Below are 25449 nucleotides of genomic sequence, written 5' to 3'. Positions count from 1 at the left end.
TGAGTACTTGCTCACCCTGGGGGAACAAGGGTGAGTGAACGCTCACCCACCTATCTGGAACAGTACGGGAGACGGTCATGAACCTCACCGTTCTCGGTGCCACCGGAGGCATCGGTCAGGAAATCGTCCGCCAGGCGCTGGCGTCGGGACACCGGGTCACGGCCGTCGTCCGTGACCCCGCCCGGCTGACGGTCACCGGCGCGGGCCTGGAGGTGTTCCGTACGGACCTGTCGGACCCGGCGGAGCTGCGGCCCGCGGTGGCCGGCCGGGACGCGGTGCTCTCCGGCCTCGGAGCCCGCAGCCGTAAGGACGCCGGGGTCGCGGCCCGGCTGACCCGCACGGTGCTGGCGGCGATGGAGGCGGAGGGGGCACGGCGGCTGCTCGTGGTGAGCGCGGGTCCGGTCGGCCCCGAGCCCGAGGGCGACGGCTTCCTCGACCGCACCATGCGCGGCCTGGTCTCGGCGGCCCTCAAGGACGTGTACGCCGATCTGCGCGCCATGGAGGCGGAGCTGACGGGCAGCGCCACGGACTGGACGGTCGTACGGCCGCCCCGGCTCCAGAACAAACCGCTCACCGGGAGGTACCGGACGGTGGTCGGCGGCTTCCCGCCCGGCGGTCGCTTCATCGCCCGCGCCGACGTGGCCCACGCGATGCTGGCGATGATCGGTGACCCGGCCACGGTGAAGCAGGGGGTGGGCCTGGCGTACTAGGCCCTGTCGTCAAATTCCCGTCGTCGCCCGGAGGGCGGCCCGCGGCGTCTGGTGCGTGCTCTCGGCGTGCCGGGCGGAAGTCCTCGTACTGGACGTACTCGGGCTTTCGCCCGGTGCGGCGAGAGTGCGTGCCAGGCGTCGTGGGACAGACGGGAATTTGACGACAGGGCCTAGGGCCCGTCCCCAGGGGCGGCCTGCGCCCGGCCGGTTCGGGCCCGGGTCGGCCGAGGCGGCCTTCTACAGGCTGGTTCCCACCATCACCGGTTCGTTGACGAGCGTGATCCCGAAGGCCTCGCGCACCCCCGCGATCACCTCGCGGGCGAGCGCCAGCAGGTCCTCGGCGGTGGCGGTGCCGCGGTTGGTGAGGGCGAGCGTGTGCTTGGTGGAGATGCGGGCGGGCCCGGTGCCGTAGCCCTTGGCGAAACCGGCCTTGTCGATCAGCCAGGCCGCGGAGGTCTTGGTGTGCCCCTCCCCCGCCGGGTAGGCGGGCGCCTCCACGTCCTCGCCCAGGCGCTCGCGCACCCGCGCCCGGAACACGGCGAAGTCGGTGTCGGTGAGGATCGGGTTGGTGAAGAAGGACCCGGCGGACCAGGTGTCGTGGTCCTCGGGGTCCAGGACCATGCCCTTGCCCGCGCGCAGCTTCAGCACGGTCTCGCGGGCGCGGGCCAGCGGTACGCGGTCGCCGGGTGCCACGCCCAGCGCGCGGGCGGTCTCGGCGTAGCGCAGGGGCGCGGACAGTCCGTCCGCGTCCTCCAGCTCGAAACGCACACGCAGCACGACATACCGCTGCGGGTCGGCCTTGAAGCGGCTGTGCCGGTACGAGAAGGCGCAGTCGGCGTTCGTGAGGGCGACCGTCTCGCCGGCCCGGCGGTCGTAGGCGATGACCTCGGTGATCGTCGAGGAGACCTCCTGCCCGTACGCCCCCACGTTCTGGATCGGGGTCGCGCCCGCCGATCCGGGGATGCCGGCGAGGCACTCGATCCCGGCGAGCCCGGCTTCCACCACCCGGGCGACGGCGTCGGTCCAGATCTCGCCCGCGGCCAGCTCCAGCGTCGTCCCGCGCAGCTCGAACCCGCGGGTGGCGATGCGCAGGGCGGTCCCGGCGAAGCCCTTGTCGCCGATGACGAGGTTCGACCCGCCGCCGATGACCAGCAGCGGCGTGCCGCTGTCGTCGGCCTCGCGGACGGCCTCGATCACCTCGGCGTCGGTCGTCGCGGTGACCAGCCGGGTCGCGGGACCGCCCAGCCGGAAGGTGGTCAGCGGGGCGAGGGGGGCGTCGTGGAGTTCCTGCACGCGCCCAAGACTACGAGACGGCACCGACAGCCCGGCCCACCCGCCGCCGAGACCGCCGCCGGTTCCACGGCGCACGCGTGCGTGCCTCCTGCCGCCGGGCACGCACGCGTACGGCCCCGTCGCCGTGGACGGGGCCGTACGCGGTCGTCGTACCCGCGCGGGTCGGTCTCAGCGCGAGGTGGGCTCCAGAGCCTCGACGGGACGCGCCGCCGTACCGTCCGCCGCGACCGGGGCCCCGTCCGGCGCCGCCGTCGGGGCCGTCCGCCGTCCGGCCGGGATCAGCAGCGCCGCGAGGCCGGCCAGGACCACCACGCCGGAGCCGGTGACCAGGGCGGGCCGCAGGCCGTCGACGAAGGACTCGGCGGACTCGTAGCCGCCCTGGGCCGAGAAGATCGAGGCCATGACGGCGATGCCGAGCGCACCGCCGACCTCGCGCAGGGCGTTGTTGGCGCCGGAGGCGATGCCCTGTTCCTTGGGCCGGACGCTGGACATCACCAGGTTGGCGGCCGGGGCGAAGTAGAGGGCCATCCCGATGCCGCTCATGATCAGGCCGGGCAGCTGGACCGCGTAGGAGACGTCGGTGGTGACCACGGAGGCCAGGTAGCCGAGGCCGGCGGCCTGGAAGAAGAGGCCGGTGGCGACGACCGGACGGCCGCCGATGCGGTCGGAGAGGATCCCGGCGATCGGCGCGACGAGCATCGGCATGCCGGTCCACGGCAGCATCCTCAGACCGGCCTCGGTGGGCGAGTAGCCCAGCACGCCCTGCATGTACTGGCTGAGCAGGAAGATCGAACCGAACATCCCGAGGAACATCAGCATGCTCGCGGCGTTGATCCCGGCGAAGGCACGGGAGCGGAACAGCCGCATCGGGAGCATCGGGTTCGCGGCGCGGCTGCCGTGCAGCACGAACCCGGCCAGCAGCGCACCGCCCGCGATCAGACCGGTCAGGACGAGGGAGCTGGTCCAGCCGTCGGAGGGCCCGCGGACCAGGCCGTAGACGATGCCGAAGAGGCCGCCGCTGGCGAGCAGGGTGCCGGGGGCGTCGAGCGGGGCGCCGGTGCCGTAGGACTCGGCGAGGCGCAGACGGGCGAGCGGGAGCAGGGCCAGGCCCAGCGGGACGTTCAGCCAGAAGATCCAGTGCCAGGAGATGTGCTCGGTGAGGCTGCCGCCGACGAGCGGCCCGGAGGCGACGGCGAGCCCGTTGACGGCGCCCCAGATGCCGTACGCCATCCCGCGCTTGGCGGCGGGCACGGCCGCCGTCAGCAGGGTCAGCGTCAGCGGCATCATGATCGCCGCGCCGACGCCCTGCACGGCGCGGGCGGCGATGAGGGCGCCGATGCCGGACGACATGGCCGCGGCGGCGGACGCGGCGGTGAAGACGGCGAGCCCGGCCAGGAACATCCGGCGCCGTCCGAAGCGGTCGCCGAGCGCCGCGCCGAACATCAGCAGGACGGCGAAGGTGAGCGTGTAGGCGCTCACGGTCCATTCCAGGTCACCCAGCGCGCCCCCGAGGTCCTCCCGGATGGAGGGCAGGGCGGTGGTGACGACGAGGTTGTCGAGGGCCGCCATGAATCCGGCGACGCTGGTGATGACGAGGGCCCACACGGTTCCCCCGCGACGTGCGCCGGGCGCCGTCTGCTGTGTCGCGTTCTGCTGTGACATCGCTCCCCCAGAGCGTCCTTTTTCGTTCCCGACAGTCGAGGCGTGCTGGAAATTAGTTATTGCTGACTAACTTTCATGCCCATGAGAAAGCCCTGCGATCGGCCTTCCCGTCCACCCGCCGCTTCCCCACCCGTGCCGCCCCATCCGTCACTTCTCCAGCCGGCCCTTGAGGCGGGCCTCCGGATAGAGCCCTTCCCACACCCGGTGCTCGGGCGGAAACCCCATGGCCACCAGGCAGTTGATGAGCATGCCGTACGCCATGAAGGTGGTCGTCTCGCCGATCTCCGCGCCCAGCGACAGGTGCACCGTGTCCCACAGGCGCATCCAGCCGGTCCGTACGGACTCGCCGAGTTCGTGATCGCCGGCCTGTTCCGCGGCGGCCACCGCGACGAACATCTGCATCTGCATCTGCAGCTGCTCGGGCCGCTCGGTGATGAGCGCCGTATAGGCGTTCGCCATGGCCCGCAGGGCCTCCTCGCCCTCCAGCCCCTCGGCCGCCTCCCCGAAGGTGCGCGTCACGTCCGCCGTACAGCGCTCCACGGCCGCGAGGAAGATCGCCTTCTTGCTCGGGAAGAGCCGGAAGAGATACGGCTGCGAGACACCGACGCGCTTGGCGATCGCCTCGGTGGACGTGCCGTAGTAGCCGCCCGTCGCGAACTCGGCCGTCGCCGCGCGGATGACGCTCTCGCGCCTCTCTTCTGCACTCATCCTGACCACGGACATGAAGTTAGTACTCAATCACTAACTTAGTCAAGGGGTCGGTGGCGGGACCCGTGTGTCCGGTCGCCGCCCCGCATGCGCAAGGGGCGCCTCGCTGTCGAGTGCGCCCCTTGCCGCATGTACACCGTCCGTCGACCGCCGTCAGTCGATCGCCGTCCGCCGGACGTCTGCCCGCCGTCAGGCCAGCCGCACGACCGCCCGGGACATGCCCAGCACCTTCTGCCCGGCGCACATGGCCGTCAGGTCCACGCGCACGGTGTTGTCGTCGAGCTTGGCCGCGACCTTGGCCCCGACCTCGACGGTGGCGCCCTCATCGTCGTTCGGGACGACCACGGGCTTGGTGAACCGGACGCCGTACTCGACGACCGCGCCCGGGTCGCCGGCCCAGTCGGTGACCACCCGGATCGCCTCGGCCATGGTGAACATGCCGTGCGCGATCACGTCCGGGAGGCCGACCTCCTTGGCGAACTTCTCGTTCCAGTGGATCGGGTTGAAGTCGCCGGAGGCTCCCGCGTACCGGACCAGGTCGGCGCGGGTCACCGGGAAGGTCTGCGCGGGCAGCTCGGTGCCGACCTCGACGTCGTCGTAAGCGATCTTCGCCGTCATCGGTTCCTCACGCCCCCTCGGCCGCACGGGCCACCAGCTTGGTCCAGGCGGTCACGACATGCTCGCCCGCCTCGTCGTGGACCTCGCCACGGATGTCCAGGATGTCGTTGCCGGCCAGGGACTTGATCGCCTCGATGGTGGAGGTGACGCTCAGCCGGTCGCCGGCCCGTACCGGGCGGGTGTAGGCGAACTTCTGGTCGCCGTGCACCACCCGGCTGTAGTCCAGCCCCAGCTGCGGGTCCTCGACGACCTGGCCCGCGGCCTTGAAACTGATCGCGAAGACGAAGGTCGGCGGGGCGATCACATCGGGGTGGCCGAACGCCTTGGCGGCCTCCGGGTCCGTGTACGCCGGATTGGTGTCCCCCACCGCCTCCGCGAACTCTCGGATCTTCTCCCGCCCCACCTCGTAGGGCTCGGTGGGCGGATAGGTCCGCCCCACGAAGGACTGATCGAGCGCCATGGCCCGGCACCTCCTGCTGATGTGCTGTCGACTGCTGTGATCGGCAGTGTCCTGAGTGTCCTGGCGGACCGCCGAAACGACACGAGGCCGCCCCCTGACTGCGGGGGCGGCCTCGTGTACGAGCCTGATTTATCGCGTTTCGCGGTGCGCGGTGTGCGCGTTGCAACGCGGGCAGTGCTTCTTCATCTCCAGTCGGTCCGGGTTGTTACGCCGGTTCTTCTTGGTGATGTAGTTCCGCTCCTTGCACTCCACGCAGGCCAGCGTGATCTTCGGGCGGACGTCGGTGGCAGCCACGTGAGTGCTCCTTGACGAACGGATAGGACTGATTTAACGCAAGAAAGAGTAGCCGATCGAAGGACCGACCCCACAATCGGCTACTGTCAGTAGCGGTGACCGGACTTGAACCGGTGACACAGCGATTATGAGCCGCTTGCTCTACCGACTGAGCTACACCGCTTTGATGCGATCGGACCCCGTCTTGCGACGGGGACCTCTCCCACCAGAGCCCCAATACGGAATCGAACCGTAGACCTTCTCCTTACCATGGAGACGCTCTGCCGACTGAGCTATTGGGGCGAGCGATGAAGACATTACACGGTCCGCCGCCGTTCGCCCAAATCCGTTTCGCTCCGGCCCGCGGGACCCGGACGGAGCCCTGTGCCGGGGCGGGTGCGGGCCGGGTCCTGGAGCGGTTCAGCACGGATTCGACGCGGGAGCCGGAGCGGGATCGGGGTGGATTCGAGAGTTCCGCTCACGGACCCCATGCGACCCTCCCGATTCGCTTCCAGCCCGCTCACGTCGGGTTTCTGTAAGCAGGATCACAGCGAAACGGCGCCCGGGGCCACACCGGTACGACTATTGCGCTCCTCCCCGACGCGGGCTGACGGCCGCCCTAGGCTCGACTCACTCTGCGTGATCTTGCGCCCAGTCGTCCGTGCGCGGCCCTGAGCCGGCCCCGATCCCCGAGTCCTTGGAGCGCGATGCCCGACAGCCAGCCGCAGCAGCCCCACTCGTCGTCTTCCTCCTCGTCCTCCTCCCTGCCCTCGGGGTCCTCGGGACAGCCGGGATGTTCGGGACGTCCGGAACAGGCCGACCCGGCTCCCCTGCTGCTGTGCGGGGCGCGGCTCACGGACGGCCGGATCGTGGACGTACGGCTGGGCGGCGGACGTATCGAGGCGGTCGGCACCGCCGGGAGCCTGGCGGCGGAGGCGGCCCGCGGATGCGCCGCCCGGGTGGACCTCGACGGCTATCTGCTCCTGCCGGCCCCGGCCGAACCGCACGCCCACGCCGACACCGCGCTCTCGGCGGACGAGGGCGGACCGGTCTCGCACGACCCCCGGGACGTCCAGCGCCGGGCGACGGAGGCCGCGCTGCTGCAACTGGGGCACGGGGCCACCGCGCTGCGGGCGCACGTGCGCGTGGGCGACGTCCAGGGGCTGAGCGCGCTGGCCGCCGTCCTCCAGGCGCGGCGCTCGCTGCGCGGACTGACCGCGCTGACGACGGTGGCGATGCCGCGGATGCTGACCGGGGTGGCCGGGGCCGACGGCCTGGCCGTGCTGCGGGACGCGATGAAGATGGGCGCCTCCGTGGTGGGCGGCTGCCCGGACCTGGACGTGGATCCGACCGGCTACGTCGAGGCCGTGCTGGAGGTCGCCTCGGAGCACGGCTGCCCGGTCGACCTGCACACCGACGCGGCCGACCCGGCCCGCCTCGCCCGGCTCGCGGCGATGGCGGGCGGACTGCGGCCCGGGGTGACCCTCGGCCCCTGCGGCGGCCTGGGCCGACTGCCCGTCGAGGCGGTCTCGCGCGTCGCGGACCAGCTGGCGGCGGCCGGGGTGACGGTGGTGTGCCTGCCGCAGGGCGGCTGCGGCGGTGTCGACCGGCGGGGTACCGCTCCGGTACGGCTGCTGCGCGCGGCCGGCGTGCGCGTCGCCGCCGGGAGCGGCGCGCTGCGGGACGTCTCGAACCCCGTGGGCCGCGGCGACCCCCTGGAGGCCGCCTACCTGCTGGCCTCCAGGCACGGGCTGCACCCCGAGGACGCGTACGACACCGTGAGCGCGTCCGCGCGAGCCGCCCTGGGCCTGCCCGAGGTCCGGGTGGAGGCAGGCTTCCCGGCCGATCTGCTGGCCGTGCGCGGCAACCGGCTGACGGAGGCGCTGTCGCCGGCGTACAGCCGGATCGTGGTGCACCAGGGACGGGTGGTGACCCGGACGAGCGCGGTACGGGAGTACTTCAACCCGGCTGCGGCGACGGAGCCGGGCCTGCCGCGGCAGGGGCGCGGCGGGGTGTCCTGAGGGCGTGTCTGAGGGCGTGCCTGAGGGCGTGCGGCCGTCGACGCGGCCGGAGGCCGTCGGCGCCGCCGCCGGGTGCGGGCGACACGGCCGAAGCCGTGCGGCGGTCCCGCCTGTCCGGGCGTACGGTCGAAGACATGCGCATTGTCATCGCTGGTGGTCATGGTCAGATCGCGCTGCGGCTGGAGCGGCTGCTGTCCGCGCGCGGGGAAGAGGTCGCGGGAATCATCCGTAAGGCCGAACAGGGCGACGATCTGCGGGAGGCCGGTGCCGAACCGGTCCTGCTCGACCTGGAGTCGGTCTCGGTCGAGGAGGTCGCGGCGCACCTCCAGGGCGCGGACGCGGCGGTGTTCGCGGCGGGTGCCGGTCCGGGCAGCGGAGCGGCCCGCAAGGGCACGGTGGACAAGGCCGCGGCAGTGCTGTTCGCGGACGCGGCGGTCCGGGCGAGGGTACGGCGCTTCGTGGTCGTCTCCTCGATGGGGGCGGACCCGGCCCACGAGGGCGACGACGTCTTCGACGTCTATCTGCGCGCCAAGGGCGCGGCCGACGCGTACGTGCGGAACCTCAAGGCGCTGGACTGGACGATCCTGCGCCCCGGTTCGCTGACGGACGACGCCGGTACCGGCCTGGTCCGCCTGGAGGCGCACACCGGGCGTGGCTCCGTGACCCGGGACGACGTCGCCACCGTGCTGGCGGAGTTGGTGGACACTCCGGCGACGGCCGGTCTGGTCCTGGAGCTGATCGGCGGGTCGACACCGGTGGCGGTCGCGGTGAAGTCGGTGGCGGGCAACTGAGCACACCGGGGACACCGCTCCGGTCCCCCGAACGGCCGTACGGCACAGGCGCGTTCCACAGCGGCACCGGCTGATGCGGTAATGCGTTCCGCGTTCTAGAACAGCGGCATCTGGCCGGGGAACTCCGGCACGGCGTACCCGTCCAGCGTGGGCTGGGCCGCGCCCAGCGAGGCGGCCCGGCGCGAGCCGGGACATGAGGTGAGCGCGCCGTTCTCCCGAGCCCCGGGCGGGTCGTGCCGGGCGTACCGGCCCGCGACCACGGCGATCTCGCGACGGCACTCGGGGCAGCTTCTGCGGCGGGAGGACATGGAATCAGTGTGCCCTGCACGGGTCCTGACGGCACAACCGCTCCGCGGATACGGCCGTACCGGCGGAGCTCGCGCGGGTCGTGGGCGCCGACGCGCGGAAACCCGCTCGCGTACCTAGGCTCCGGCACGTGGCAGACACCTTCGAGGAACTCGTGGAGAAACAGCGCGCCGTGAACGAGGCGCATCTGAGGGTCCTGCAACTGCGGGACACCTACGGCGCCCCGACGACCGCGTCGTGGACGCAGCAGCAGACCGAGACGTACGAGACCGCCTGGCGGGCCTGGCGTGACCTGGCACGGGACGTACAGGCCTCCGTGACCGACTACGCAAAGGACGAGGGCAGGTCGCGCAACGACGTCGAGGCGGACGTGAAGCAGGCGGCGGGCCCCGAGCCCGAGGAGACCCTGGAGGAGCACGGCAAGGCCGGCCGAACGGACGGCTGACCCCGCCTCGCCGACCGCCCGCCGAAGGGCCCGTGACCTGCTGTCGCGCAGGTCCCGGGCGCTTGCCTGCGACCGCCAGATCGGCTGAGTGGAGGGGTCCAGGGTGAGGTCGCGGACGTGGGCCGTACTGAGCTGTGTGGTGGAGGCTGCGGTGAAAGCTGCGGTGGCGAATTCGGCTGCCAGATGCGGGCGAGCGGTGGCGTGGTGGAGACGGAAGGCGAGCTCTGCCTCGGTGATGGGTGGCATCGAGGGTGGGAAGAAATCCCGGTCCGTGGCCATGGGCCCCTGGACGAGGGTGGCGAGCTGCCGACCGAGCCGGGTGACGTCGTACGCCGGGGCGAGGACCTCAGGCGACCTGCTCCGTCCGCCCGATGCTGCTGCGCTTGAGTGACAACCGGTCACGAGTAGTACGGCTCCCCGAGGACGTTCACGCTGTAGCGCGCTGATTTCTCTTAGCTTCTTCACAGATTCGGGTGTGCCGACCGGGCAGGTGGTCGCCTCTGTCCGCCCCCCATGGAGGTCCTCGGATGAATCTTCGCCCCTGGGTTGCAGCACCGCTGGCGGGTGCGGCCATCGTCCTCGTGTCTCCGTCGGCCGGCATTGCCGCGCAGACGCCCGTGCGGTACGAAGGCGACGGGCACCACCGCCACCGCAATCCCTACCGCGACTGCCACAGCGGCCGAGTCGTCGTGCTCATCGACAAGGGTCTGAGGGGGATTCTGACCAATGGCCCGCGTGGGCCGGAGGCGCTCGTCATCCAGGGCAGCTCGGCATCATCCTCCTCGCCGACGGCGCCGTGGGACACCTTCACTGTCTCGACCTATGCGAACGTGGACTATCCCACCCAGTCCTCCGGCCAGTACCAGTTCGCGATTCGTGAGTTCTTCCGGGTGCATCCGCTCTTCGTGGTGAGGGCCTTCGGCGTCCACAAGCAAGTCTTCCCCTTCCCGGCCACTCACTGCCGCAGCAACCGGGACGACGGTGACCGCGGGGACGGCGCTGGTCCGCAGGACGGTGCGGTTGTCGACGGGAACGGTTCGTCCAACTCCCCGTCGCCCCAGAAGGGCGCCCCCGGGCGCACCGTTCCCTCGCAGGACAGCAAGGCTGCCGGCTGGAGCGGCAGCCTGCTGAGCGTGAAGCGCATCGTGATCGCCACCGGCGTTCTGCTGGTGGTTCTGGGACTGCTCGCTGCGGCCTGGCTTCGCCGACGTCGTTCCGCCGAGTGACAGCCGGCCGGACCATGCCCCTGAGGACCTCTGGTCCCCTGACGTCAGGTTGGGTCAGGGGACCAGCGGTGCTGCCGCATCAGCTGTGCCGATGGGCAAAGGGCCGACCTCCGGGAAGGGAAGGACATAAGGGAAGACGTAGCCCTCCGCAGCGGTGTGCACGGCTTGCAGAAGGCTCGCTGTGTCGGGGCCTTCTCCTGGCAGCACCTGCGGTTCGACCGCCGGCGCGTGCACATCTCCGGTGCTGCTGGTCGTCGAAGGCGTCCTGGCGGGACCGGTCGGGAAGGACTGGCGCTGTGGGCGGGGGCCGACAGGGGCGGATGTGGCCGTGGCGCTGGGCAGAGCTGTGGGGCTTGAGGCGGCCGAGCAGTGGGGCTCGGCCGGGTGCTTGTGCTTCGGGCCGGCTAAGCGGCCGAGCCCGGCCGTGGTTCCGCCGATTCCGGAGGAGCCCCTGGTGGCACCGCCGCTTCCGGACGACGCCGTCGACTCCGAGTGGCTGGGTGCGGCCGAGGAACTGGCTGCGGCCGACGGGCTCGGGCGGGGGTCGTGGGGGCAGAGCACATCAGGGTTGTTGATTCCGTAGCTCAGACCCCACACCCAGTCACAGCCGCCCCGGTACTCCTCCACCCAGCCGCAGTAGGGGCCGCCGTAACTGTGGCAGGGGCGTGCCGATGCCTGCGGGACCGTATCCATGACGGACGGCTCGGGCGACTTGGCTCCGCTCCGCGAGGCGTCGACGGCGCTGACCATGCGGACCTGCGCGACATCGGAACTACGGGACGTCCAGTGCATGTGGAAGGACGGCAGGGCCACGGCTGAGGCGGACGCCGCCACCGTTGCAGCAGCGAGAGCGCAGCGGGTCAGACGCATAACTGGTCCTCTCGGCTTCGCGGTCTGTCGGAAGGTGCGAACGAACTCTGTGCACTAGAGCGCCGCCGCTGTGAGCGCTGAAGCTGAACGTATGGTTTGCAGACACCGTGGGACCACCAACGAACCGCCGGTCAGGCGGCCTTGCTCCGGCTTTTTCACCCGAAGAGTCTCGTCTGTCAGCCAAAACCGGCGAGCGCGGTCTCGGCCCCAAGTCAGGCAACGGACCTCGGACCTGCCACTGCATCCACGAAAACACCGCCCCCGGACGCGGAGCAGCACCCTTCGTCACGAGTCGGCCAGTGAAGCCGTCGACGCACCGCCACTCCAAGGCGGCTACAACAGTGTCTCTACGTCAGAGGGCGGTATGAGACTTGATGCCCAATTTTCGTTTCGTGCGGGACAAGCTGGCAGGTCGTGACGCCGTCGGTCGGCTATGGCCTGGGCTGGGTGAACAGGCCTGGCTCGGTCTCGGCCAGGATCCCTCGGTCTGCCAGCCGCTTGAGCTCGAGACGGACGTTGTTGATGGTGTTGGGCACGACCGGCAGGTCCATCGCCTCGCACACCCGCCGGGCCCGCAGCGGGTGGTCGACGGCGTATTACCGCCGCCATCGCCCAGTACACCCGCGATTCCGAACTGCGGGGCAGATGCACGTAGTCACACACCAGCCTGCGGTACAACATCAAGATCCCGTAGGCGCGTTCCACGACCCACCGCTTGGCCTGGGGAACGAACCCGCTCTGCGCGGGATTGCGCTCCACGACCTCCGCCCCGATGCCCACCTTCTCCCCGTGCGCGACGGCGACGTTCTCGAAGCCCTGGTCGACCAGGGCCTTCTCCACGGTGTCGGCGTCGGCGGCGAGCTGTCCAGCAGCGCGATACCGACAGCGCTCTCGTACGCCGACACAGCCACCACGACCACCGCGACCACCGCGACCACCGGCCCCAGAACATCAACGGCCAGGCCACGCTTGCGGCCCGGTACTTTTTTGCCGCGTCACGCCCCGTCGACTCAGCGGGCACTCCGACCGCCGCGTGCAGGCTCTGGGTGTCGAGCACCACCAGACTCGGGTCCGCCTTCCGGCGTGCCATCTCCCGCACCTGCCAGCGCAGCAGGTCGTGAATGGACTTCACACACCCGATCAACCCGCTCGCGGCCGTGAAGTGGACCGCGCCGAAGCGGTAGAGGCAGTGGCCCCCGAGAGCGTCGCCAACCCACGTCGGGTGCGGGCACTCCTGGCGGGAGTCCGCGAGCAGAGGCCCCGCGGCCGACACCTGGAGGCATTCTTCGGCTACCTGTACTACCCGGCCATGCGGCCGGCCGAAGCCGCTGGACTGCGCGCGGACCAGTGCCACCTCCCGGAAACGGGATGGGGCATACTCACCCTGCGGCAGGGCATCGTCCGGGCCGGACGGAGCTGGACGAACGACAGGACGGCACACGAGACGCGCCACCTCAAGGCCCGCGCCGAGAAGCATTCCCGGCCGGTCCCCATCCCGTCGCACTTCGTCCACATGCTGCGGCAGCACATCGCCACGCACGGCACGGCGCCGGACGGCCACCTCTTCCACGAACCGCAACGGCCTGCTACAGGAGACCGGCTGGGGGAGGTACGGGCAAGAGCCCGCCGGGACGTGCTGAGCGAAGCGGAGACGGCCTCGCCGCCGACCCGTCGCCTACGACCTGCGGCACGCTGAAATGTCGTTCTGGCTCAGTTCCGGTGTGGACGCGATGGAGTGCGCCCGCCGCGCCGGGCACAGCGTCGCGGTACTGCACAAGGTGTACGCCAAGGTGCTCGATCAGACGCGGGACCACGCGAACAGCCGGATCGACGCCGCCCTTCGGGTGCGGAACGAGCCGGAGTGATCATGCCCACCCTTGGGGGACACCTGGGGGACACGCGCTGATCGAAGGTGGGATATGGGCGGTACTAGGTGAGACACGTCCACGCCCCGTCCACGCCGAATCGAACAGGGCGGGACAACGAGAAACCCCCTCTGATCAGGTACTTGACCTGATCAGAGGGGGTTTCCCTCCGGGTGGCGGCGCCAGGATTCGAACCTGGGAAGGCTAAGCCGGCAGATTTACAGTCTGCTCCCTTTGGCCGCTCGGGCACACCGCCGGGGTTGCTGCCCTTCACACCCCCTGTCGGCGGTGTTCCCTGGCAACGACGTAAACAATACCCGATGAGGAGGGGTGCTTCGCCACTCGATTGATCGCCACCCGCGAGGGGCGGGGTGGCTAGGCTTGTGCGGATGCGGCCCCGATCCCCGGCGGGCTCGGCGGCAGCCCCGTGTACGCCGGTGCACAGCCGGTACGGACCCGATTCGCCCTCAGATACAAGGAGCCACAGGACATGGCCGACTCCAGTTTCGACATCGTCTCGAAGGTCGAGCGGCAGGAGGTCGACAACGCCCTCAACCAGACCGCCAAGGAGATCTCGCAGCGCTACGACTTCAAGGGCGTGGGTGCCTCGATCTCGTGGTCCGGCGAGAAGATCCTGATGGAGGCGAACTCCGAGGACCGCGTGAAGGCCGTCCTCGACGTCTTCGAGACCAAGCTGGTCAAGCGAGGCATCTCGCTCAAGGCGCTGGACGCGGGCGAGCCGCAGCTCTCCGGCAAGGAGTACAAGATCTTCGCCACCATCGAGGAGGGCATCTCCCAGGAGAACGCCAAGAAGGTGGCGAAGATCATCCGCGACGAGGGCCCGAAGGGTGTGAAGGCCCAGGTGCAGGGCGACGAACTGCGCGTCAGCTCCAAGAGCCGTGACGACCTCCAGGCCATCATCGCCTTGCTGAAGGGCAAGGACCTCGAATTCGCGCTTCAGTTCGTGAACTACCGGTAGTTCCGGCGCGTCGGGCGCGTCGGCGTCGGGCGGACGCGAGGGAGGGGTGGGCGCCGACGGTGCCCACCCCTCCCTCGCGTGCGTCGGGATCAATCGCGCGAGTTGCCGAACAGCAGGCGGTAGGCGATCAGGAGCACGAGCGCCCCGCCGATCGCCGCCACCCAGGTGGCGCCGTCGTAGAAGTTCTTCGTGACCGGGTGGTCCAGCCAGCGGGCCGATATCCAGCCGCCGAGGAACGCGCCCACGATGCCGATCACGGTCGTACCGATGAAGCCGCCCGGGTCACGGCCCGGCAGCAGGAACTTGGCGATGGCTCCGGCCAACAGCCCCAGGATGATCCAGCTGATGATGCTCATGCCGTGAACCTGCCCCTCCAGGTCGTGCTTGCACTGTCCCGGCGCTGTGACTTTCTTCCGGCCGGACCGTGTTCCGCTGTTCTCGTCACGCCCGTTCATGGCGTGTCGGTCAGGAGGACGCCACCGCGCCTCCCGGCGGTTGCGGCGGTCAGTAGGGTGCCGCCCATGACACAGTCCGGCTCTGAACTGCGGCGGACGCTGGGCCTGGGCGACGCCGTCGTCATCGGTCTCGGCTCGATGATCGGCGCAGGCGTCTTCGCGGCGCTGGGGCCCGCGGCGCGGGCCGCCGGCTCCGGGCTGCTGCTCGGGCTCGCCCTGGCCGCGGTGGTCGCGTACTGCAACGCCACCTCGTCCGCCCGGCTCGCGGCCCGCTATCCCGCCTCGGGCGGCACGTACGTGTACGGGCGCGAGCGGCTCGGGGCGTTCTGGGGGTATCTCGCGGGCTGGTCGTTCGTGGTCGGCAAGACCGCCTCGTGCGCGGCGATGGCGCTGACGGTGGGCACGTACCTCTGGCCGGAACAGGCACATGCGGTGGCGGTGGCGGCCGTGGTGGCGCTGACCGCGGTGAACTACGGCGGTGTCCAGAAGTCGGCGTGGCTGACGCGGTCGATCGTGGCGGTGGTGCTGGCCGTGCTCGCCGCCGTGGTGGTCGTGTGCCTGGGGTCCGGGGCGTCCGGCGCCGGACGGCTGGGCGCCGGGGCCTCCGGGGGCGTGGGCGGGGTGCTCCAGGCCGCCGGGCTGCTGTTCTTCGCGTTCGCCGGGTACGCGCGCATCGCGACCCTCGGCGAGGAGGTACGGGATCCGGCGCGCACCATTCCGCGGGCGGTCCCGCTGGCCCTGGGGATCACGCTGGTGGTGTACGCGTGCGTGGCGGTGGCCGTCCTGTCCGTGCTGGGGCCGGACGGGCTCGCGCGCGCGGCGGCGCCGCTGGCGGACGCGGTACGGGCGGCCGGGGCGCCCGCGCTGGTGCCGGTGGTCCGGGCCGGGGCGGCCCTGGCCGCTCTGGGGTCGCTGCTCGCGCTGATCCTCGGTGTCTCGCGGACCACGCTGGCCATGGCCCGGGACCGGCATCTGCCGGGCGCGCTGGCGGCCGTGCATCCGCGGTTCCGGGTACCGCACCGGGCCGAGCTGGCCGTGGGGGCTGTGGTCGCGGTGCTCGCCGCCACGGTGGACCTGCGCGGCGCGATCGGCTTCTCCTCCTTCGGCGTGCTGACGTACTACGCGGTCGCCAACGCCTCGGCCTGGACCCTCGACCCGGCCCCGACGGCCCGGGTGGTGCCGGTGGCGGGGCTGCTGGGCTGCGTGGTGCTGGCGTTCGCGCTGCCCTGGGCATCGGTGGCGGTGGGCGCGGGCGTGCTGGCCGCGGGGATCGTCCTGTACGGCGTACGGCAGTGGCGGCGGTGAGGATGACGACGGCGACCGTGCGGCGGTGCGGTGAGGTGTGGCGCTACGTGGATTCCGGGGATGTTCGTCTCCGGATGTTCCCGATCACGCCACAAGGTCGCCGCAGCTCACGGTCGGGCGCTCCACCCGCTCATACTTGTCCGGGACGGACGGTGTCCGCGCAGCCACCTGGGGAGAGGTACTGATCATGAAGCTGTTCAACCTGTTGCTGAACATCGTGTGGCTGGTCTTCTGCGGCATCTGGATGGCCATCGCGTACACGATCGCCGCCCTGATCTGTTTCGTACTGATCATCACGATCCCGTTCGGGATCGCGTCGCTGCGCATCGCCGGGTTCGTGCTGTGGCCGTTCGGCCGGACCACGGTGGAACGGCCGGGCGCCGGAGCCGCGTCGTTCATCGGCAACGTGATCTGGGTGATCTTCGCGGGCTGGTGGCTGGCCCTGGCGCACCTGGTCACCAGCATCCCGCTCTTCGTGTCGATCATCGGCATCCCGTTCGGCTGGGCCAACCTGAAGCTGATCCCGATCTCCCTGATGCCGCTGGGTCGCGAAGTGGTGTCGACGGACGAGCGGTTCGGCGGCCGCTGACCGACGGTTACGTGCGGCGGCCGCCGACTGGCCCTACGCTTGGCGGCCCGCCATGCGCTCCAGGCGGGCGATGCGCTCCGCCATCGGCGGGTGGGTGGAGAACATCTTCGACAGCCCCTGGCCGGGCCGGAACGGGTTCGCGATCATCATGTGGCTCGCGGTCTCGATGCGCGGCTCCGGAGGCAGCGGCAGCTGCTTGGTGCCGGCGTCGAGTTTGCGCAGGGCGCCGGCGAGCGCTATCGGGTCGCCGGTGAGCTGGGCGCCGGAGGCGTCCGCCTCGTACTCCCTGGAGCGGCTGATGGCCAGTTGGATGACGGAGGCCGCCAACGGGCCCAGGATCATGATCAGCAGCAGGCCCAGGAAGCCGGGGCCGTCGTCGTCGTCCGAGCGGCCGACCGGGATGAGCCAGGCGAAGTTGACCAGGAACATGATCACCGACGCGAGGGCGCCGGCGACGGACGAGATCAGGATGTCGCGGTTGTAGACGTGGCTGAGCTCGTGGCCGATGACCCCGCGCAGTTCGCGCTCGTCCAGGATGCGCAGGATCCCCTCGGTGCAGCACACGGCGGCGTTGCGCGGGTTGCGGCCGGTCGCGAAGGCGTTCGGGGCCTCCGTCGGGGAGATATACAGGCGCGGCATGGGCTGGCGGGCCTGGGTGGAGAGCTCGCGGACCATGCGGTACAGCGCCGGGGCCTCGAACTCGCTGACCGGGCGGGCACGCATCGCGCGTAGCGCCAGTTTGTCGCTGTTCCAGTACGCGTACGCGTTGGTGCCGAGTGCGACGACGACCGCGACGATCAGGCCCGTACGGCCGAAGAAGCTGCCGATCAGGATGATGAGTGCGGACAGTCCCCCGAGGAGGACTGCGGTCCTGAGCCCGTTGTGCCGGCGGTGCACGGTACGCCCTCCAAGTGGTGCAGCAGGGGAACCCTTTGCTTGCTGTCTCCGATGCCACTGGTGTCGTGTCACGTCCAGTGGACCCTCCCGCTCTCGACAACGCCAGGCGGGAGCGCCGAGTTCCCTTGTGCCCGCGACCGGGCGCCTCCGCCGTCCGGGTGACGGGCTCGGAGCTCTTGCCGCGCCGGTCTCAGAACAGCCCGGTGGCGGCGAAGCGCAGGACCAGCTGCGGCGCGCCGGACAGGGCGATGCCCAGGACGCCGGTCAGGGCGATGGCGGCGGTGAGGGGAGCCGGGACGCGATGCCGCTCGGGCTCGCCCTCGGGCGCGCCCTCGGGCGCGCGGAACAGCAGCGTCGTCCACTGGAGGTAGTAGAAGAGCGCGATCACCACGTTGACGGCCATCACCACGGCGAGCCAGCCCAGGCCCGCGTCGACGGCCGCCGAGAACACGGTGACCTTCGCGAACAGGCCGATGACGCCCGGCGGCAGTCCGGCGAGGCAGAGCAGGAAGAAGGCCAGGAGCAGGGCGGCCAGGGGGTTCGAGGCGTAGAGGCCGCGATAGTCCGTGAGGCGGTTCAGGGGGCTCCTGCGGCCGACCAGGGCGGCCACCGCGAAGGCGCCCAGGTTCACGGCCGCGTACATCAGTGCGTACGCGAGCGTGGAGCCGACCGACTTCTGCGGATCGTCGGAGTACGCGGCGGCGGCGATCGGCACGAGGAGGTAGCCGGCCTGGCCGACCGACGACCACGCGAGCAGCCGTACCGCGCTGTACGCGCGCGTGGCCTGCTGGCGCAGCGCGCCGACGTTGCCGACGGTCATGGTGAGTGCGGCCAGCCCGGCCAGCGCCGGGCCCCAGGCGTCGGCGTACGACGGGAGGGCGACGACGGTGACGAGGATCAGCCCGGAGAAGCCGACCGCCTTGCCGACCACCGACAGATAGGCGGCGATGGGCAGGGGTGCTCCCACGTAGGTGTCGGGCACCCAGAAGTGGAAGGGGACGGCGGCCGTCTTGAAGGCGAACCCGACGAGGGTGAGGACGACGCCGGCCGCGGCGAGGGTGTGGAGGCGGCCGTCGACGTGCTGGATGCGGTCGGCGACCTGGGTGAGGTAGAGGCTGCCGGTGCAGGCGTACACGAAGCTGATGCCCATCAGGCTGACCGCGGTCGCGGTCACCGAGGACAGGAAGAACTTCAGCGCCGCCTCGGACGACTTCCGGTCGCCGTGCCGGATGCCGACCAGGGCGAACGCGGGCAGGGAGGCGACCTCCAGGGCGACGACGAGGGTGGCGAGGTCGCGGGAGGCGGGCAGCAGGGCGGCGCCCGCGGCGGAGGACAGCAGCAGGAACCAGTACTCCCCCTCGGGCAGTCCCTTGTCGGCGTCCTTCAGGGTGGTGACGGACAGGAGCGCCGCGAGGAGGGCGCCGCCGAGGACCAGGAGCTGCACGACGAGGGTGAAGCGGTCCACGGTGTAGCTGCACACCGCCGGCTGGCCGGTGAGGCAGAAGGTGGAACGGTCGCCGTCGCGCAGGGGCAGCAGCAGGAGCGCGGCCGCGGCGAGTCCCGCGACCGAGACCCAGCCGAGCACGGCCTTCCTGGCCTCGGGCAGGAACAGGTCGGCGACGAGGACGGCGAGTCCCACCACGGCCACGAGGGTGGGCGGCGCGATGGCGAGCCAGTCGACGGACTGGACCAGGGACTGGGCGGCGGACTGTGCCGTGGACTCGGCCAGGGGCTGGGCCGCGGTCAGGGCCGGGACGCTCATCGGGTGCCTCCTGCGAGGAGCTGCTGCACGGCCGGGTCGGTCAGGCCGAGAAGGGCCCGCGGCCACAGCCCGGCCAGGACGGTGAGGACGACGAGCGGGGTCCAGGCCGCGAACTCGTAGCTCTGGACGTCGGCGAGCCGCCCGGTCCGCTGCGGGTCCGACGGGACGGCACCCATGCAGACGCGCCGGACCACGATGAGCATGTACGCGGCCGTGAGCAGCGTGCCGAACGCGGCGATCGCCATGAAGGTGAGGAAGGCGGGCCGGCTGAGTCCCGCGGCGGGGTCGAACGCGCCGAACAGCGCCAGCATCTCGCCCCAGAACCCGGCGAGGCCGGGCAGGCCCAGCGAGGCGACCGCGGCGAAGGCGAGCAGGCCGCCCAGGCGCGGGGCCCGGCCGTAGAGCGCTGCGCCGGTGCCCTCGGCGAGGGTGTCGAGGTCGGTGCTGCCGGTGCGGTCCTTCAGGGCGCCGACCAGGAAGAAGAGCAGGCCGGTGATGAGGCCGTGGGCGATGTTGGCGAACAGGGCGCCGTTCACGCCGGTCGGGGTCATCGTCGCGATGCCGAGCAGGACGAAGCCCATGTGGCCGACGGAGGAGTAGGCGATCAGCCGCTTGAGGTCGCCCTTCGCGCCCTGTTTGGCGAGGGCGAGGCAGGCCAGGGATCCGTAGACGATCCCGACGACGGCGAAGGCGGCGAGGTAGGGCGCGAAGGTGCTCATGCCGTCGGGCGTGATCGGCAGGAGGATGCGCACGAACCCGTACGTGCCCATCTTCAGCAGCACGCCGGCCAGCAGGACCGAGCCGACGGTCGGCGCGGCGGTGTGGGCGTCGGGCAGCCAGCTGTGCAGCGGCCACATCGGCGTCTTCACCGCGAGCCCGATCCCGATCGCCAGAGCGGCGATGACCTGCACGGATGTGGTCAACGACCGGCCGTTGTCAGTGGCGAGTGCCACCATGTCGAACGTGCCCGCCTTGATTCCGATCAGGAGCAGGCCGAGCAGCATGACGACCGAACCGAGCAGCGTGAAGAGGATGAACTTCCAGGCCGCCTGGGCCCGCCCGGCACCGCCCCAGCGGGCGATGAGGAAGTACATCGGGATCAGGACCGTCTCGAAGGCGAGGAAGAACAGCAGCAGGTCGAGGACGGCGAAGGTGGCGAGGGTGCCGGACTCCAGGACGAGCAGCAGTGCGACGAACGCCTTCGGGGTCGGGCCCGCGGGCGGCTTGAAGTAGGAGTACAGCGCGCACAGGAAGGTCAGCAGCGCGCTCAGGACCAGAAGGGGGAGGGAGATGCCGTCCACGCCGAGGTGGATCCGCACGTCGAGCGCGGGGATCCAGCTGATGTCCGTACTGGCCTGCATCTTCGACGGGTGGTCGTGGTCGAAGCCGAGCGCCAGGACGATCGCGGCCAGCAGGACGACGCCGGTGACGGTCACGCCGTGCCGCAGCACGGCCTGCTCGGGCGACTTCCCCTTCAGTCCGGGCGGGGCCGGCAGCAGGGCGGCGGCGGCACCGAGGAGCGGGCCGACGACGACGAACGCCAGAAGGAACTGCATCACGGACTCGTTGATATCGATCACGCCTGCTCACGCTCCCGTGGCGACGAGGACGGCGGCGACCGTCAGGACGACGGCGCCGGCGAGCAGCGCGCTCACATAGGTCTGCACATTGCCGGTCTGGGCCCGTCGTACGGCGGCACCGAGCCAGCGGGGTAGGGCGCCCGCGCCGCGTACGTAGGTGTCGACGACCTCGCGGTCGAGGAACTGCACGAGGCTCGCTCCGGCCTGGACCGGGCGGACGAACAGCACGCCGTACAGGGCGTCCAGGTGGAAGCCGGCGGCCGCGTGGCGGTGCAGCGGGCCGAGCAGGAGGCGGCCGGGGTCGGCCGGGTCGGGGGCCAGGGCGATGTCCCCGTAGGCCGGCTCGTGGGCGGCGATGGCCTCGGCCTCGACGAGTCCGGCGTCGCCGCCGGGGTGGGCGGCGACCGCTCCGAGCGGCACCCGGGGAGCGAGGGCGGTGACGTGCTGCCAGGCGCCGTAGGTGACCAGTCCGCCGACCAGGGCGAGGCCCGTGCCGAGGATGGACGTCATGAGCGTCGGGGTCAGGCTGCGGCCGTCGAACCAGGCGGGCAGTGACACGTAGGCGAACCCGCCGAAGGCGAGGGACGGGACGGCGAGCACCCACAACACGACGGTCATGGTGAGGGGCTCGCGGACCCGGTGCTCCTCGGTCCGGCCGGGGTCGGTGCTCCGGGCGAGGCCCGGCACCTCGGCACCCTGTCCGCGGAAGGCGAGCAGCCACAGCCGGGTCGCGTACCCGGCGGTGAGCAGGGCCGTGGCCAGGCCGGCGACGAGGACGGTCCAGCCCGCGGCGGCGGGGGCGTGCTCGGTGTGGCCGGTGATGACGTGTTCGGCGGCGCCGAGGACGGACTCCTTGGAGAAGAAGCCGCTGAACGGCGGGATCGCGGCCAGGGAGAGCAGCGCCACGGTCATCGTCCAGTAGGCGTCCGGGACGCGGTCCCGCAGGCCCGTCATCCGGGACATGGCGGCGAGCGAGTTGGTGCCGGTGGCGTGGATGATCACGCCGGCGGCGAGGAACAGCAGCGCCTTGAAGGCGCCGTGCGAGAGGAGGTGGAAGACGGCGGCACCGCGGTCGCCGACGGCGAGGGCGCCGGTCATGTAGCCGAGCTGACTGATCGTCGAGTAGGCGAGGACGCGTTTGATGTCGTCCTGGGCGAGCGCCGCGAGCGCCGCCCCCGTCATGGTGACGGCGGCCATCACGGCAAGGACGACCATGGCCGCCGTGGAGGCCTGGAAGAGCGGGAGGAGCCGGGCGACGAAGTAGACACCGGCGGCCACCATGGTCGCGGCGTGGATCAGCGCCGAGACGGGGGTGGGGCCCGCCATCGCGTCGGGGAGCCAGGTGTGCAGCGGGAACTGCGCCGACTTGCCCGCCACACCTGCCAGGAGCAGCAGGGCGACCAGGGTCACATGGTGGATGCCGCCGCTCGCGACGGCGCCGAGGACCTTGGTGATCCGGAAGGAGCCGGCGTCGGTGGCGAGGGCGAACAGACCGATCAGGAAGGGGACGTCGCCGAGCTTGGTGACCAGGAAGGCCTTCAGGGAGGCGGCGCGGGCCTCCGCTGTCTCCCAGTAGTGGCCGACCAGGAAGTAGGAGCAGATGCCCATGACTTCCCAGCCGACCAGCAGCACCATCAGGTCGCCGGAGTAGACGACCAGGAGCATCGCGGAGGTGAACAGGGAGACGAGGGCGGCGTAGGAGGGGTAGCGCGGGTCGTTGTGCAGATAGCCCGTCGAATAGATCTGCACGCAGGTGGCGACGACGCCGACCAGGATGGCGACGAGGGCGGCGAAGCCGTCGATGTGCAGGGCGAGTTCGATGGGCACCGAGCCGGTGGGCGTGAGTTCGGTGGCGGCGTCGATCGCCGGGCCGCCGCCCTGGCGCACCGCGACCAGTACGGCCAGGACGAGCGCCCCGAGCGTCGGCAGCACGGCGAGCGGGCGGACGAGGCCGGGGGCCGTGCGGCCCAGGAGCAGTCCGGCCGCGGCGCCCAGGAAGGGAAGGAGGGGGACGAGCGCGGCAAGGGTTGTCGTGGTCACGCGGTGGCCTCAGCCTTCTCGCCGGCCTGGTCGTCGGCCTTCCGTGCCGCGAGGGCGCCGCTGTCGGGGCCGTCCTTGTCGGGGCCCTCGGCGGTGTCGCGGAGCTTGTCGATGTCCGAGGTGCCGCGGTTGCGGTGGACGGCGAGGACGATCGCCAGGCCGATGCCGATCTCGGCGGCCGCGATGGCGATGGTGAACAGGGTCAGGGCCTGGCCGGAGTGCAGGGTCTCCTCGGCGGTCCTGCTGAGCCAGACGTCGAAGGCGACCAGGTTGAGGTTGACGGCGTTGAGCATCAGCTCGACCGACATCAGGACCAGGATCGCGTTGCGGCGGGCGAGGACGCCGTAGAGGCCGGTGCAGAAGAGGAGGGCGGAGAGCACGGCGGGATAGACGAGGTGCATCAGCGGGCGCCTTCCTGGTCGGCCCCGGCGGCCCCGCGGGCCCGGTCCGGGCTGCCGCCACCGTCCGGGCGAGGGCCGGGGGTGCGCGGGGAGGCGGCCGCCGTCGCGTCCGCCTTCGCCTTGCGGGACAGGACGATCGCGCCGACCAGCGCGGCGAGAAGGAGGACGGAGAGGGCCTCGAAGGGGAGGACCCAGTTCTGGAAGAGGCTCTCGCCGGTGACGCGGGTGGTGCCGGCAGGTTCTCCGTCCAGGTCGATCCAGGTGGCGCGGAAGGCGTCGACGACGACCCAGACCAGAGCGGCCGCCGCGGCAACGGCCACCGTGAGGGCGGCCCAGCGGTTGCCGGAGTCGGCGTCCGGGGAGCGGCCGATCGGAGCCCTGGTGAGCATCAGACCGAACAGCAGGAGGACGACGACGGAACCGACGTAGATGAGGACCTGCACCCAGGCGATGAACTCGGCGGTCAGCAGAAGGTACTCGACGGCCAGACCGCCGAGGGTCACCACGAGCCACAGGGCGGCGTGCACCAGTTGCCGGGTGGTGACGGTGACGAGCGCGGCGCCGAAGGTGACCAGACCGACCAGGAGGAAGGCGATCTCCACGCCCGTCGGGGAGAGGAAGCCGTGCGGGACGGCGGCGGCGAGGGTCACGGCTGCTCCCCCTGCCGCTCGTCCGGCCGGTCCTGGGCGGCGGCCAGTTTCTCGGCGGTCTTGCGGGCGGCGGCGATCTCCTTGGGTTCCTCCGCCGCCGGGTCGAGGGCCGGCGGCGCCGGGACCGTCCACATCCACTCGCGGAGCTTGTCGCGTTCGTGGGTGAGTTCACGGATGTCGGTCTCGGCGTACTCGAACTCCGGTGACCAGAAAAGGGCGTCGAAAGGACACACCTCGATGCAGATACCGCAGTACATGCACAGGGAGAAGTCGATGGCGAAGCGGTCGAGGACGTTGCGGCTGCGCTCGCGGCCGCCGGGGGCCGCGGGCGGGACCGTCTCCTTGTGGGAGTCGATGTAGATGCACCAGTCGGGGCACTCACGGGCGCACAGCATGCAGACCGTGCAGTTCTCCTCGAACAGGCCGATCACACCGCGGGTGCGGGGCGGGAGGTCGGGCTGGACGTCCGGGTACTGCTCGGTGACCGTCTTCCTCGTCATCGTGCGCAGGGTGACGGCCAGGCCCTTGGCCAGTCCGGAGCCGGGGAAGGGGGCCATTAGGAGATCACCACCTTGACGATGCCGGTGAGGGCGATCTGGGCGAGGGAGAGCGGGACGAGGAGGGTCCAGGAGAACCTCTGGAGCTGGTCCTCGCGCAGCCGGGGGTAGGTGACGCGGAGCCAGATCACGACGAAGGCGAGCAGCGCGGTCTTCAGCAGGGTCCAGACCCAGCCGAGGCCCTCGGCGCCCCACGGGCCGTGCCAGCCGCCCAGGAAGAGCACGGTGGTCAGCGCGCACAGGACGACGATTCCGGCGTACTCGGCGAGGAGGAAGAGGGCGAACCGCAGACCGGTGTACTCGGTGTACGCGCCGAAGATGATCTCCGAGTCGGCGACGGGCATGTCGAAGGGCGGGCGCTGGAGTTCGGCGAGGCCGGCGATGAAGAAGACGAACGCGCCGGTGAGCTGCCAGGGCAGCCACCACCAGTGGAAGGAGGCCACGATGCCGGGCAGGGAGACCGTGCCGGCCGCCATCGCCACCGAGGCGGCGGCGAGCAGCATCGGCAGTTCGTAGGCGAGGAGCTGGGCGGCGGTGCGCAGGCCGCCGAGGAGGGAGAACTTGTTGGCGGAGGCCCAGCCGGCCATGAGGGAGCCGAGGACGCCCACGCCCATCACGGCGAGCACGAAGAAGATGCCCGCGTCGACGACCTGGCCGACCGCGCCCTCCCCCGGGCCGATCGGGATGGCGAGCAGCACCAGGAGGTAGGGCAGCAGGGCCACGGCGGGGGCCAGCTGGAAGACACGGCGGTCCGCGCCCGCCGGGACCACGTCCTCCTTCTGCGCGAACTTCACGCCGTCCGCGACCAGCTGGGCCCAGCCGTGGAAGCCACCGGCGTACATCGGGCCGAGGCGGCCCTGCATGTGGGCCATCACCTTGTGCTCGGTCTGACCGACGATCAGCGGGAAGGTGAGGAAGACGCCGAAGACGACGAGGAGTCGCAGGGCGACATCCAGCGCGTCGTTCACTGCGGGCCTCCTTGGGGG

The 25449-nt window shown here is 71.1% G+C and carries 27 protein-coding genes and 3 tRNA genes; 11 read left to right on the top strand and 19 right to left on the bottom strand.

Annotation, left to right across the window (positions count from 1 at the left end; genetic code table 11):
* Positions 1–77 precede the first annotated feature (77 nt).
* Positions 78–710 (top strand): NAD(P)-dependent oxidoreductase, encoded by a 633-nt coding sequence (locus FNH09_RS16545; protein WP_152888548.1) that lies wholly within the window; start codon positions 78–80, stop codon positions 708–710.
* Between the two features lie 237 nt (positions 711–947).
* Here the strand turns inward: FNH09_RS16545 and FNH09_RS16540 are convergent, their stop codons facing one another.
* The 8 genes from FNH09_RS16540 to FNH09_RS16505 all read right to left on the bottom strand — a co-directional run bounded on the left by FNH09_RS16540 (position 948) and on the right by FNH09_RS16505 (position 6027).
* The gene (locus tag FNH09_RS16540; protein WP_162468680.1) at positions 948–2003 is read right to left on the bottom strand and encodes a UDP-N-acetylmuramate dehydrogenase; all 1056 of its coding nucleotides are present in this window, start codon (positions 2001–2003) and stop codon (positions 948–950) included.
* 168 nt (positions 2004–2171) lie between these two features.
* Positions 2172–3665, bottom strand: a complete 1494-nt coding sequence (locus tag FNH09_RS16535; RefSeq protein ID WP_152888545.1) for an MFS transporter — start codon at positions 3663–3665, stop codon at positions 2172–2174.
* Between the two features lie 147 nt (positions 3666–3812).
* A complete protein-coding gene (locus FNH09_RS16530) occupies positions 3813–4382 on the bottom strand; it encodes a TetR/AcrR family transcriptional regulator (RefSeq protein ID WP_338017589.1) in 570 nt (189 codons plus the stop codon).
* Between the two features lie 180 nt (positions 4383–4562).
* A complete protein-coding gene (locus FNH09_RS16525) occupies positions 4563–4991 on the bottom strand; it encodes a MaoC family dehydratase (protein ID WP_152888541.1) in 429 nt (142 codons plus the stop codon).
* 7 nt (positions 4992–4998) lie between these two features.
* On the bottom strand, positions 4999–5451 hold the full coding sequence (locus tag FNH09_RS16520; RefSeq protein ID WP_152888539.1) for a MaoC family dehydratase N-terminal domain-containing protein: 453 nt from the start codon (positions 5449–5451) through the stop codon (positions 4999–5001).
* 129 nt (positions 5452–5580) lie between these two features.
* The gene (rpmG, locus tag FNH09_RS16515; RefSeq protein WP_003948671.1) at positions 5581–5745 is read right to left on the bottom strand and encodes a 50S ribosomal protein L33; all 165 of its coding nucleotides are present in this window, start codon (positions 5743–5745) and stop codon (positions 5581–5583) included.
* Positions 5746–5835: 90 nt separating this feature from the next.
* A tRNA-Met gene (locus tag FNH09_RS16510) sits at positions 5836–5908 on the bottom strand.
* A 46-nt stretch (positions 5909–5954) separates the two neighbouring features.
* Positions 5955–6027 (bottom strand) — tRNA-Thr (locus FNH09_RS16505).
* Between the two features lie 404 nt (positions 6028–6431).
* On the opposite strand from FNH09_RS16505, the gene FNH09_RS16500 reads away from it, so the two are divergent.
* Positions 6432–7745 carry an amidohydrolase family protein gene (locus tag FNH09_RS16500; protein WP_152888537.1) on the top strand — a complete coding sequence of 438 codons (1314 nt, stop codon included), beginning with the start codon at positions 6432–6434 and terminating at the stop codon, positions 7743–7745.
* Between the two features lie 134 nt (positions 7746–7879).
* Positions 7880–8536 carry an NAD(P)H-binding protein gene (locus FNH09_RS16495; RefSeq protein WP_152888535.1) on the top strand — a complete coding sequence of 219 codons (657 nt, stop codon included), beginning with the start codon at positions 7880–7882 and terminating at the stop codon, positions 8534–8536.
* 95 nt (positions 8537–8631) lie between these two features.
* Here the strand turns inward: FNH09_RS16495 and FNH09_RS16490 are convergent, their stop codons facing one another.
* A complete protein-coding gene (locus tag FNH09_RS16490; RefSeq protein WP_152888533.1) occupies positions 8632–8844 on the bottom strand; it encodes a hypothetical protein in 213 nt (70 codons plus the stop codon).
* A 128-nt stretch (positions 8845–8972) separates the two neighbouring features.
* On the opposite strand from FNH09_RS16490, the gene FNH09_RS16485 reads away from it, so the two are divergent.
* The 5 genes from FNH09_RS16485 to FNH09_RS48550 all read left to right on the top strand — a co-directional run bounded on the left by FNH09_RS16485 (position 8973) and on the right by FNH09_RS48550 (position 13248).
* A complete protein-coding gene (locus FNH09_RS16485; protein ID WP_162468679.1) occupies positions 8973–9287 on the top strand; it encodes a hypothetical protein in 315 nt (104 codons plus the stop codon).
* Positions 9288–9814: 527 nt separating this feature from the next.
* Complete coding sequence (locus tag FNH09_RS16480) at positions 9815–10513, top strand: hypothetical protein (RefSeq protein ID WP_152888530.1); 699 nt, start codon at positions 9815–9817, stop codon at positions 10511–10513.
* Positions 10514–10967: 454 nt separating this feature from the next.
* Positions 10968–11096, top strand: a complete 129-nt coding sequence (locus FNH09_RS49505; protein ID WP_274390233.1) for a hypothetical protein — start codon at positions 10968–10970, stop codon at positions 11094–11096.
* 1476 nt (positions 11097–12572) lie between these two features.
* The gene (locus tag FNH09_RS16470; RefSeq protein ID WP_238426712.1) at positions 12573–13079 is read left to right on the top strand and encodes a hypothetical protein; all 507 of its coding nucleotides are present in this window, start codon (positions 12573–12575) and stop codon (positions 13077–13079) included.
* 1 nt (position 13080) lies between these two features.
* Positions 13081–13248: a hypothetical protein gene (locus tag FNH09_RS48550; RefSeq protein WP_238426711.1), complete on the top strand. Its 168-nt coding sequence runs from the start codon at positions 13081–13083 to the stop codon at positions 13246–13248.
* 174 nt (positions 13249–13422) lie between these two features.
* Here the strand turns inward: FNH09_RS48550 and FNH09_RS16465 are convergent.
* A tRNA-Tyr gene (locus FNH09_RS16465) sits at positions 13423–13504 on the bottom strand.
* 234 nt (positions 13505–13738) lie between these two features.
* On the opposite strand from FNH09_RS16465, the gene FNH09_RS16460 reads away from it, so the two are divergent.
* Positions 13739–14227, top strand: a complete 489-nt coding sequence (locus tag FNH09_RS16460; protein ID WP_152888526.1) for a YajQ family cyclic di-GMP-binding protein — start codon at positions 13739–13741, stop codon at positions 14225–14227.
* A gap of 89 nt (positions 14228–14316) precedes the next feature.
* On the opposite strand, the gene FNH09_RS16455 is transcribed toward FNH09_RS16460, so the two are convergent.
* A complete protein-coding gene (locus FNH09_RS16455; protein ID WP_152888524.1) occupies positions 14317–14583 on the bottom strand; it encodes a GlsB/YeaQ/YmgE family stress response membrane protein in 267 nt (88 codons plus the stop codon).
* Positions 14584–14748: 165 nt separating this feature from the next.
* On the opposite strand from FNH09_RS16455, the gene FNH09_RS16450 reads away from it, so the two are divergent.
* Together FNH09_RS16450 and FNH09_RS16445 are read left to right on the top strand one after the other, a co-directional pair.
* Positions 14749–15987 carry an APC family permease gene (locus tag FNH09_RS16450; RefSeq protein WP_152888522.1) on the top strand — a complete coding sequence of 413 codons (1239 nt, stop codon included), beginning with the start codon at positions 14749–14751 and terminating at the stop codon, positions 15985–15987.
* 187 nt (positions 15988–16174) lie between these two features.
* Entirely contained in the window at positions 16175–16576 is a 402-nt protein-coding gene (locus tag FNH09_RS16445; RefSeq protein WP_152888520.1) for a YccF domain-containing protein, read from the top strand.
* Positions 16577–16609: 33 nt separating this feature from the next.
* Here the strand turns inward: FNH09_RS16445 and htpX are convergent, their stop codons facing one another.
* The 8 genes from htpX to FNH09_RS16405 all read right to left on the bottom strand — a co-directional run bounded on the left by htpX (position 16610) and on the right by FNH09_RS16405 (position 25431).
* Positions 16610–17473 (bottom strand): zinc metalloprotease HtpX, encoded by an 864-nt coding sequence (htpX, locus tag FNH09_RS16440; RefSeq protein WP_162468678.1) that lies wholly within the window; start codon positions 17471–17473, stop codon positions 16610–16612.
* Between the two features lie 190 nt (positions 17474–17663).
* Positions 17664–19235: an NADH-quinone oxidoreductase subunit N gene (locus FNH09_RS16435; RefSeq protein WP_152888518.1), complete on the bottom strand. Its 1572-nt coding sequence runs from the start codon at positions 19233–19235 to the stop codon at positions 17664–17666.
* Entirely contained in the window at positions 19232–20815 is a 1584-nt protein-coding gene (locus tag FNH09_RS16430) for an NADH-quinone oxidoreductase subunit M (RefSeq protein ID WP_162468677.1), read from the bottom strand. Before FNH09_RS16430 ends, FNH09_RS16435 begins: the two co-directional genes overlap by 4 nt.
* Positions 20816–20821: 6 nt before the next feature.
* Entirely contained in the window at positions 20822–22855 is a 2034-nt protein-coding gene (locus FNH09_RS16425; protein WP_162468676.1) for an NADH-quinone oxidoreductase subunit L, read from the bottom strand.
* Positions 22852–23256 (bottom strand): NADH-quinone oxidoreductase subunit NuoK, encoded by a 405-nt coding sequence (nuoK, locus tag FNH09_RS16420; protein ID WP_152888516.1) that lies wholly within the window; start codon positions 23254–23256, stop codon positions 22852–22854. The genes FNH09_RS16425 and nuoK overlap by 4 nt, the downstream gene beginning before the upstream one ends.
* Positions 23256–23906 (bottom strand): NADH-quinone oxidoreductase subunit J family protein, encoded by a 651-nt coding sequence (locus FNH09_RS16415; RefSeq protein WP_338017588.1) that lies wholly within the window; start codon positions 23904–23906, stop codon positions 23256–23258. The genes nuoK and FNH09_RS16415 overlap by 1 nt, the downstream gene beginning before the upstream one ends.
* Entirely contained in the window at positions 23903–24463 is a 561-nt protein-coding gene (locus FNH09_RS16410) for a NuoI/complex I 23 kDa subunit family protein (RefSeq protein ID WP_152888514.1), read from the bottom strand. Before FNH09_RS16410 ends, FNH09_RS16415 begins: the two co-directional genes overlap by 4 nt.
* Positions 24463–25431, bottom strand: coding sequence for an NADH-quinone oxidoreductase subunit H (locus FNH09_RS16405; RefSeq protein WP_162468675.1), 969 nt, complete (start codon positions 25429–25431; stop codon positions 24463–24465). The genes FNH09_RS16410 and FNH09_RS16405 overlap by 1 nt, the downstream gene beginning before the upstream one ends.
* Between the last annotated feature and the right edge of the window lie 18 nt (positions 25432–25449).

It is taken from the genome of Streptomyces adustus, from assembly GCF_009377175.1.
GTDB lineage: Bacteria > Actinomycetota > Actinomycetes > Streptomycetales > Streptomycetaceae > Streptomyces > Streptomyces adustus.
The sequence above is the reverse complement of the archived record's forward strand: the minus strand, read 5'-3'. Positions and strand labels throughout refer to the sequence as shown.

What these genes read in the sequence shown, in the direction of transcription:
- FNH09_RS16455 (WP_152888524.1), bottom strand. Translation starts at nt 14,583, where the DNA reads ATGAGCATCATCAGCTGGATCATCCTGGGGCTGTTGGCCGGAGCCATC.
- FNH09_RS16410 (WP_152888514.1), bottom strand. Translation starts at nt 24,463, where the DNA reads ATGGCCCCCTTCCCCGGCTCCGGACTGGCCAAGGGCCTGGCCGTCACC.
- nuoK (WP_152888516.1), bottom strand. Translation starts at nt 23,256, where the DNA reads ATGCACCTCGTCTATCCCGCCGTGCTCTCCGCCCTCCTCTTCTGCACC.
- FNH09_RS16495 (WP_152888535.1), top strand. Translation starts at nt 7,880, where the DNA reads ATGCGCATTGTCATCGCTGGTGGTCATGGTCAGATCGCGCTGCGGCTG.
- FNH09_RS16520 (WP_152888539.1), bottom strand. Translation starts at nt 5,451, where the DNA reads ATGGCGCTCGATCAGTCCTTCGTGGGGCGGACCTATCCGCCCACCGAG.
- FNH09_RS48550 (WP_238426711.1), top strand. Translation starts at nt 13,081, where the DNA reads ATGTCGTTCTGGCTCAGTTCCGGTGTGGACGCGATGGAGTGCGCCCGC.
- FNH09_RS16525 (WP_152888541.1), bottom strand. Translation starts at nt 4,991, where the DNA reads ATGACGGCGAAGATCGCTTACGACGACGTCGAGGTCGGCACCGAGCTG.
- FNH09_RS16450 (WP_152888522.1), top strand. Translation starts at nt 14,749, where the DNA reads ATGACACAGTCCGGCTCTGAACTGCGGCGGACGCTGGGCCTGGGCGAC.
- FNH09_RS16500 (WP_152888537.1), top strand. Translation starts at nt 6,432, where the DNA reads ATGCCCGACAGCCAGCCGCAGCAGCCCCACTCGTCGTCTTCCTCCTCG.
- FNH09_RS16535 (WP_152888545.1), bottom strand. Translation starts at nt 3,665, where the DNA reads ATGTCACAGCAGAACGCGACACAGCAGACGGCGCCCGGCGCACGTCGC.
- FNH09_RS16545 (WP_152888548.1), top strand. Translation starts at nt 78, where the DNA reads ATGAACCTCACCGTTCTCGGTGCCACCGGAGGCATCGGTCAGGAAATC.
- FNH09_RS16480 (WP_152888530.1), top strand. Translation starts at nt 9,815, where the DNA reads ATGAATCTTCGCCCCTGGGTTGCAGCACCGCTGGCGGGTGCGGCCATC.
- FNH09_RS16435 (WP_152888518.1), bottom strand. Translation starts at nt 19,235, where the DNA reads ATGAGCGTCCCGGCCCTGACCGCGGCCCAGCCCCTGGCCGAGTCCACG.
- FNH09_RS16460 (WP_152888526.1), top strand. Translation starts at nt 13,739, where the DNA reads ATGGCCGACTCCAGTTTCGACATCGTCTCGAAGGTCGAGCGGCAGGAG.
- FNH09_RS16490 (WP_152888533.1), bottom strand. Translation starts at nt 8,844, where the DNA reads ATGTCCTCCCGCCGCAGAAGCTGCCCCGAGTGCCGTCGCGAGATCGCC.
- FNH09_RS16445 (WP_152888520.1), top strand. Translation starts at nt 16,175, where the DNA reads ATGAAGCTGTTCAACCTGTTGCTGAACATCGTGTGGCTGGTCTTCTGC.